Below are 1,506 nucleotides of genomic sequence, written 5' to 3' on the forward strand. Positions count from 1 at the left end.
CTCCACAATTATTGGTGGCCTGTACACTTAAATAATCATAATAGGTATTACCCGGCGTGCTTTGGTTAGGTATGGGTTGTATTTTAAAATAGTTACCGTAATAACCGGGGTTATTTTGTACCACCTGTCCAAAATTAAAACTCCAAATAAATCCGGTAGAGTTGGGTGGGTTATTACAATAAGCCTCTGCAAAAGAGCCGCACCTATTATCATAATTTAAATTGGTAATAGTAGGTGGAGTACCTGTGCCAATGGTAATGGTAGCTGTAATTGTATAAGTAAAAGTGCACTGTTGTACAGTGGCAGTTAAAACCACATCTCCATTCAATCCATTGCTATTGGCATTAACATTAATGGTGTTGGTATTATTAGGGCCATTAATTTGTGCAAGGGTAGTATTATCTACTTGCCAAAGTACGTTGGCACCGGGGGGTATGCCATTAATGGTATATGCACCAGTAGTAGCATTACATAAGTTAAATGAATTACTTGTTATGCTTAAAGTAGGAGCAGGGCGGGAAATACTAATTTGGGCAGGAATATATCCATTTGCTAAATTAATGTCACAATTATTTGAAGGTCTAACTTGGATGCTACCATTTATTCCATTTGAAAAATCGGAAGTAACCGTTACATTATTTCCTGCTTTAATCCAGCTTGTACCATCTGAAGTGCTATTACCAATTGCCCAGTTTTTCGGTACCAAATATTCGTATGTTGTAATAGTCCCAAAACAATATGCCGGGTTTTCTCCTTAAGTACTCCATTGTATATTTTGGAAATTAATGGGTATGTTAACAATCTGACATCTTGGAACAGTAACCGATGCAATATTGAGTTGTAATGGCTTACAAGTAGTAGAAGGTGTGATGTTGTAAAATAATGACTTTATTTTTTTGAATGAAGGGAAATATAATTTAATTGTGTCAGGATTAGTTTGGTAGCTGATTTTAAATACCTGATTAATGTTTACATCACGAAATCTACCAACAAATGTACATGTGGTTTGTGTTGGGGTATTAACAATAGAACTGGGTAAAATACCAGTAATTACAATTGGGCCATTTGTATAAGAAGCGACCGATGGAACAGTATTATCTAAAATTCTTGGTAGTGTAACTGTAAAAGTGATATCCTGTAATGGGCAGAATTCATTTGTTTCTGCAGGGTAAATACTTTGCGAAAAAGCACTTTGAGTAGAAAATAGCAAAACAAAAATGATAAATAAATTTTTCATAATAATATTTTTTATTTTTTTAAATGAATTTGTAAGCCTATACTTATTTTTAACCCTTTAGTAATAGCATTAGTGCCTACATCAGTTTCCATTTCCTTACTATAATCATATCCGAGTAGCATTTCTAAACCAACTGCAGAATTAAAATAAATAACGGGGCCTGCTAAAGCAGAAAAAGTGGTTAATTTACCCGTAGCTATCCCACCAAAAAGCCCGTACTGATAGCTAAGTGCAGTTACAATATTAAATGGGTTGGAAGCGTTTAAAAT

Annotated in this window: 3 protein-coding genes; all 3 read right to left on the reverse strand. The window is 34.4% G+C overall.

What is annotated here, in order from left to right; genetic code table 11:
* Positions 1-706 (reverse strand): hypothetical protein (locus ACP5P5_RS13650; RefSeq protein ID WP_428286668.1); only part of this gene is annotated, 706 nt, incomplete at its 3' end.
* A gap of 48 nt (positions 707-754) precedes the next feature.
* Positions 755-1,237 (reverse strand): hypothetical protein, encoded by a 483-nt coding sequence (locus tag ACP5P5_RS13655; RefSeq protein ID WP_428286669.1) that lies wholly within the window; start codon positions 1,235-1,237, stop codon positions 755-757.
* 11 nt (positions 1,238-1,248) lie between these two features.
* On the reverse strand, positions 1,249-1,506 hold a 258-nt coding region (locus ACP5P5_RS13660; protein ID WP_428286670.1), incomplete at its 5' end, for a hypothetical protein.

The sequence above is a fragment of the Hydrotalea sp. genome (assembly GCF_049968455.1).
Taxonomy (GTDB): domain Bacteria; phylum Bacteroidota; class Bacteroidia; order Chitinophagales; family Chitinophagaceae; genus Hydrotalea.